This window comes from Empedobacter sp. UBA5036, from assembly GCF_002415215.1.
GTDB classification, from domain to species: domain Bacteria; phylum Bacteroidota; class Bacteroidia; order Flavobacteriales; family Weeksellaceae; genus Empedobacter; species Empedobacter falsenii_B.
On the sequence record NZ_DICC01000077.1, the window covers coordinates 1 to 6,247 of the forward strand.

Sequence of the window (6,247 nt, forward strand, 5' to 3'; positions counted from 1 at the left end):
GTTTTTATTAAAAGCCTCAAGTGAACAACTTGAGGCTTTTTTTGTGGGTATACGTCGCGCTTTAGACTGAACGTTTTAAGCTTTACGCATCTCCAGACTATGTTTTATAAAACAAGAAGCTTCCAATCAGTAAATAAGAGGCTTCTAATTAGTCAACAAGAAGCTTCTTCTTGATAAAAAGGAAGCTTCCTTTTTACAACTAACTCAGAACTTACAACTCATAACTCGAAAACAGCCCTATAATCTCCTCAAGGGGATAGTTTAACTTCTATTCCTATTCCTTTAAGTCTTATGTCTTATAACTTATCACTCAAAACTCAGAACTTATAACCCGCGTTAGGGATAGTAGTAAAAATCCTTTTGTAGGAATTGGAACTTTCTTACTTGAAATTGAATCTTCTTCTACAAAAGATTGGAACGGATAGTCCGACCGAAGGGAACGCCCAAATTAATTTTTGTTAGGCACTATAAATTATTTGAAATTTATTAATTTATATAGATCATTTATTTTTTTAATAGAATCATTATCTAAATAATATAGGAAAAATAGGTTCTTGTCTATCTCAACAAAACCAGTAATCATATAAGATTTTTCGTTTTTTGATTCAATTAATAAATCAGGTTTATAATCATTGTTAATATCTAGCTCAACCATACCTTTTAAAGCATAAAGCTTTATTCTATCATTTATAATTGAATCGATGGGATTTCCTTTTATATTATAATTTACAATGGGTTTATGTATAAAGAAATCATCTGGAAAGTACATTTCTTCATATTTAGTATTTTCAAAATTATATACATCAGGACTCCGAAAAAATGATATTTTTTTCATCATTCTTTTATTAATTTCGATAATTTCTCCTAAGTTATATATCCTAATGATTGATTTTATTTTATCATCAATTGTTTCAGGATTGTATGTGTAATTTAAATTTACTTGCCTTACTTTATTTGATTTGGAATCGAAATTTACTGTAATATTCTTTAAGTTTTTATCGTCAACAATTGAAAACAAATGAGAATTAAAAGATTTTAACGATTTAAATTGTGCATTATTTACAGGTGGAACTTTATAATAAAGTTCATTATAAGATTCAAATTGATAATTATTAAAAGTCTTACGAACTAAATATAAAGTATAAGTTGCAGAAAGTACCAATAATATAAAGAATAGAAATATAAATATCTTTTTCATAATTAATTATTATCGAAATATCAATTGTAGTAGCTTTCATAGATGCTTTTACAAGTGTTATCCATTCATATTCATTATCCATAAATATATGAATAAAAAAGAATTACACATACAAAAAAAAGCCCAACCAAAGTTGAGCTTGTATTTATCCAAAATAAAATGAATCGCGATCATTTAGAAAATTGAAATGCTTTCGAGTTTTATCTTGTTCTTCTTTATCAATTTCGAACTGTAAAATTTCGGGATGATTGTTAATTGTTTCCAAATCTTGTCCCAATGTATCAAATAAATGCGAATCGCCTTGATACTCGAGATTATAGCCATCTACGCCAATTCTATTTACACCAGCAATAAAAGCCATATTTTCGATTGCTCGAGCTTTTAGGAGTGAAATCCAAGCTTCTCGACGTGCTTTTGGCCAACTAGCGTTACAAAGTATCAAATCGTAGGGATTTTCCTCAGTATTGCGAATCCAAACTGGAAATCGTAAATCGTAGCAAACAATAGGACGAATTTGCCATCCTTTATAATCTATCGTTACAATTTTATCTCCTGCAGAATATACCCCAGCTTCTTTTCCGTAACTGAACAAATGTTTCTTATCGTAAATATAAATAGAGCCGCTTGGACAGATGAAATAAAATCGGTTATAGTATTTATCGTTTTCATGTGTAGAAATGCTTCCAGCAATCACAGAATTCAATTCTTTGGCTTTGTGTTGCATCCATTCGAAGGTTTCTCCAAAAGGTTTTTGACCAATTTTTTCTACATTCATCGAAAATCCCGAAGCAAACATTTCTGGTAACAATATAATATCAGTTTGATGATTGGCTAATAATTCATTTAAATAAGCGTGATTAGCTTTTGCATCTTCCCAGATTATATCGTATTGTATTAATGATATTTTAAGTTTATTTTGAATCTCCATTGTTAATAAATTTTTGATCTAATTTTGGTTTATTAGATTGGTTGATGATGTAATACATAAAGATAAATATAAAAAAACCAATAAACGAACCACCAACGGTATCAATCGCAAAATGGCGCGATAAGTAGATTCTACTAATTGCGATACTTGGAAAATGAAGTGCAAAAAATAATTGTAACCATCTGTTTTTGGTTAATAAACATAAAGTCATCGAAATTATTGCAGCTGTTAATGAATGTCCTGAAGGAAAAGTTGAAGCCATTTGTATCGCATAATCTTTGACTAGAATAATGTCTATTTTTTTCTGTGTAAAATAATATCCAGGACGTAAAACTTGTTCGAAATAGACATTCTTAAAGAAAACACTAATTGTTGTTGCAACTGCTCCAGAAACTAATAAATAATAAAAATATCTTCGAGTTGTTTTCCAAAATAGATAACCAAGAAGTATAAAAAATAAATAATAGGTTCCGAAATCGGTATAAAAAACAAAGAGTTTATCGAGATAATGATTGCTGTATTGATTGAAATGCAGATGTAATTCGTCGCGACCATAATATTGCGTCATAGCAATTGCAGCAAAATTGTAGATAAAAAAAACGACAAAAAATGGCCAAATTCTTAGAAATAAATCTTTTTGTTGATTCATTTGAGTTGGGTTTTTAAATAACATTTATGATGAGATTCCAAATAAGTCTAGAATGACATTCATTCAAATTTAAGCAAAAAAAAAACTTGACTAAATAGCCAAGTTTTAAAACGTTTTAATATTGTTTAAAAAAATTATTTTACTTTTTCTACGATTGCTTTGAAAGCTTCTGGATTGTTCATCGCTAAGTCAGCTAAAACTTTACGATTTAATTCAATTCCAGCTTTGTGGATAGCTCCCATAAATTTAGAGTAAGACAATCCGTGTAATCTTGCTCCAGCGTTAATTCTTTGAATCCATAACGCACGGAAATTTCTTTTCTTTTGACGTCTATCGCGGTAAGCGTATACTAAACCTTTTTCTACTGCATTTTTAGCAACAGTCCAAACGTTTTTTCTTCTTCCGTAATATCCTTTTGCAAGTTTTAAAACTCTTTTTCTTCTAGCTCTTGACGCAACTGCGTTTACTGATCTTGGCATAATTTTTAATTTTTTTGTAGTGGGCGAGATTGCTCTGCTTTAAGGCCCATCGACAGGGTTAATAATGAATTAATAAACCAAATAAGAACACGTTCTTATTTTAATCTTAATTGTTGTTTTACTGAATGAACATCAGCTTGATCAACTAAACCAGTTTGAGTTAAATTTCTCTTTTGTTTAGTCTCTTTTTTTGTTAGGATGTGGCTTTTAAAAGCGTGTTTTCTTTTAATTTTACCTGTTCCTGTTAATTTGAAACGTTTTTTCGCTCCAGATTTTGTTTTTAATTTTGGCATGATTACAAATATTTAAAATTAAAACGTTTTTTATTTTTTGTAAGATGATAAGAACCTAATTATTTCTTAGGTCCCATCATCATAATCATTCTTTTACCTTCAAGTTTTGGCATTTGTTCTACTTTTCCAACATCTTCCAATTCTTGAGCTAAACGTAACAATAAGATTTCTCCTTGATCTTTAAAGATAATAGAACGTCCTTTGAAGAAAACATACGCTTTCAATTTTGAACCTTCTTCTAAGAAAGATCTTGCGTGACGTCTTTTGAATTCGTAATCATGATCATCTGTTTGAGGACCGAAACGAATTTCTTTCACGACAACTTTCTGCTGTTTAGCTTTAAGTTCTTTTTCTTTTTTCTTTTGTTCGTATAAGAATTTTTTGTACTCTACGACACGACAAACAGGTGGAATGGCTTTTTCACTGATCATTACCAAATCTAAACCTTGTTCTTCTGCAAGTTCTAAAGCTTTAGCTATTGGATATACACCAGGTTCTATACCTTCTCCAACAACGCGTACTTCTTTCGCGTCAATCTTATCATTGATCTTGTGTTGATCTTCCTTAATTACTCTGGCTGGACCTCTGCCGCCTTTTCTTCTAATTGCGATAGTTATTCTGTTTTAAATTATTTTAATTTGATTTGTTCTTTCATGAAGTCGATAAACGCTTGAATCGTCATCTCTCCTAAATCACCTTCTCCGTGTCTTCTTACAGAAACTGTACCGTTTTCTGCTTCTTTTTCACCGATGATTAACATGAAAGGAATTTTACCGATTTCGGCATCACGGATTTTTTTACCAGTTTTCTCGTTTCTACTGTCAATCAGTCCGTTAATTTCTTCTTCGGCCAGCAAATTTAATACTTTTTCTCCATATTCCACATATTTTTCGCTAATTGGTAAAATTGTGAATAAATCTGGTGTTAACCAAAGTGGTAAATTCCCTGCTGTATTTTCTAACAAAATGGCAATGAAACGTTCCATAGAGCCGAATGGCGCACGGTGAATCATTACTGGTCTGTGTTTTTCGTTGTCTGCTCCAGTGTAAGTTAAATCAAAACGATCTGGTAAATTATAATCCACTTGGATTGTTCCTAATTGCCATTGACGTCCTAATGCATCTTTCACCATAAAGTCTAACTTAGGTCCATAGAATGCAGCTTCGCCATATTCTAAAACTGTTGGTAAACCTTTTTCTGCTGATGCTGTGATAATTGCTTGTTCAGCTTTTTCCCAGTTTTCGTCAGATCCGATGTATTTTTCTTTATTCTCTGGATCTCTTAATGAGATTTGAGCCGAATAATTATCAAATCCAAGATTTGTAAATACATATAATACTAAATCAATTACTTTTTTGAATTCTTCTAATAATTGATCTGGTGTACAGAATAAGTGAGCATCATCTTGAGTAAATCCACGAACACGCGTTAAACCGTGTAATTCTCCTGATTGTTCGTAACGATAAACTGTACCAAACTCTGCATAACGTTTTGGTAAATCGCGGTACGACCATTGAGATGTTTTGTAAATCTCACAATGATGTGGACAGTTCATTGGTTTTAACAAGAATTCTTCTCCTTCGTTTGGCGTTTTAATTGGCTGAAAACTATCTGCACCATATTTTGCATAGTGACCAGAAGTTACATACAATTCTTTTTGACCAATGTGTGGAGAAATTACCATTTCGTAACCCATTTTTTGTTGCTCTTTCAATAAGAAGTTTTCTAATTTTCTTCTCAAAGCAGCTCCTTTTGGTAACCAAAGTGGTAAACCTGCACCAACTTTTTCAGAGAAAGCAAATAAACCTAATTCTTTCCCTAATTTACGGTGATCACGTTTTTTTGCTTCTTCTAATAACTCAAGATATTCTGTTAAATCTTTTTGTTTTGTGAATGTAATACCATAAACACGAGTCAACATCTTGTTTTTCTCATCTCCACGCCAATAAGCTCCCGCAACATTCAAGATTTTTGCAGCTTTCACAATTCCAGTGTTTGGAATGTGTCCACCACGACATAAATCTGTAAAATTATCGTGTGTACAGAATGTAATATCTCCATCTTGTAGATTAGAGATTAATTCTGTTTTGTATTCATTGTCTTTGTATGTCTCTAATGCTTCTGCTTTTGAAACTGAATATAATTTGAATTCAGCTTTTTTCTTTGCATTCTCTAACATTGCTTTTTCTACTTTCGCAAAATCAGCTTCTGTAAATTTATCCTCACCAAAATCAACATCGTAATAGAAACCTTTGTCAATCGCAGGTCCAATAGTTAATTTAGCATTTGGATAAAACTCTAAAATAGCTTGCGCTAATAAGTGAGCAGATGAATGCCAAAAAGCTTTTTTACCCATTTCATCATTCCAGGTTAACAATTTGATCGTTGCATCTGTGGTGATTGGGGTTGTTGTTTCAACTTGTTGATCGTTTACTATAGCCGAAATTACATTACGTGCTAAACCTTCACTAATGCTTAGCGCCACGTCCATAGGAGTTACGCCACTCTCATACTGTCTTACACTTCCATCTGGAAGAGAAATGTTTATCATCTTACTTTTAGAATTTGTACTAGGATGCAAAATTACGAATTTTCTGTAAGTTGACGAAATTTTTAAAGGGTTGATTTTGTTTGATTATTGATTATTTAGAATATTTTAAATATTAACTAGATGTCATACTGAAACGAGTTCCTTTAGAT

Annotated in this window: 7 protein-coding genes; all 7 read right to left on the reverse strand. The window is 31.5% G+C overall.

Annotated features, from left to right (window positions below; genetic code table 11):
- Window positions 1-472: 472 nt before the first annotated feature.
- The 7 genes from B4J88_RS15030 to thrS all read right to left on the reverse strand — a co-directional run bounded on the left by B4J88_RS15030 (window position 473) and on the right by thrS (window position 6,098).
- The gene (locus B4J88_RS15030) at window positions 473-1,198 is read right to left on the reverse strand and encodes a hypothetical protein (RefSeq protein ID WP_286496430.1); all 726 of its coding nucleotides are present in this window, start codon (window positions 1,196-1,198) and stop codon (window positions 473-475) included.
- 145 nt (window positions 1,199-1,343) lie between these two features.
- On the reverse strand, window positions 1,344-2,126 hold the full coding sequence (locus B4J88_RS15035; RefSeq protein WP_286496429.1) for a nitrilase-related carbon-nitrogen hydrolase: 783 nt from the start codon (window positions 2,124-2,126) through the stop codon (window positions 1,344-1,346).
- A complete protein-coding gene (locus B4J88_RS15040; RefSeq protein ID WP_185144154.1) occupies window positions 2,110-2,775 on the reverse strand; it encodes a phosphatase PAP2 family protein in 666 nt (221 codons plus the stop codon). Before B4J88_RS15040 ends, B4J88_RS15035 begins: the two co-directional genes overlap by 17 nt.
- Window positions 2,776-2,909: 134 nt before the next feature.
- Complete coding sequence (gene rplT, locus B4J88_RS15045) at window positions 2,910-3,254, reverse strand: 50S ribosomal protein L20 (RefSeq protein ID WP_038337134.1); 345 nt, start codon at window positions 3,252-3,254, stop codon at window positions 2,910-2,912.
- Between the two features lie 95 nt (window positions 3,255-3,349).
- Window positions 3,350-3,547 carry a 50S ribosomal protein L35 gene (gene rpmI / locus B4J88_RS15050; protein WP_038337133.1) on the reverse strand — a complete coding sequence of 66 codons (198 nt, stop codon included), beginning with the start codon at window positions 3,545-3,547 and terminating at the stop codon, window positions 3,350-3,352.
- Between the two features lie 59 nt (window positions 3,548-3,606).
- Window positions 3,607-4,116 carry a translation initiation factor IF-3 gene (gene infC, locus B4J88_RS15055; RefSeq protein WP_236688239.1) on the reverse strand — a complete coding sequence of 170 codons (510 nt, stop codon included), beginning with the start codon at window positions 4,114-4,116 and terminating at the stop codon, window positions 3,607-3,609.
- Between the two features lie 59 nt (window positions 4,117-4,175).
- Window positions 4,176-6,098 (reverse strand): threonine--tRNA ligase, encoded by a 1,923-nt coding sequence (gene thrS, locus B4J88_RS15060; RefSeq protein ID WP_291068024.1) that lies wholly within the window; start codon window positions 6,096-6,098, stop codon window positions 4,176-4,178.
- Window positions 6,099-6,247: the final 149 nt, after the last annotated feature.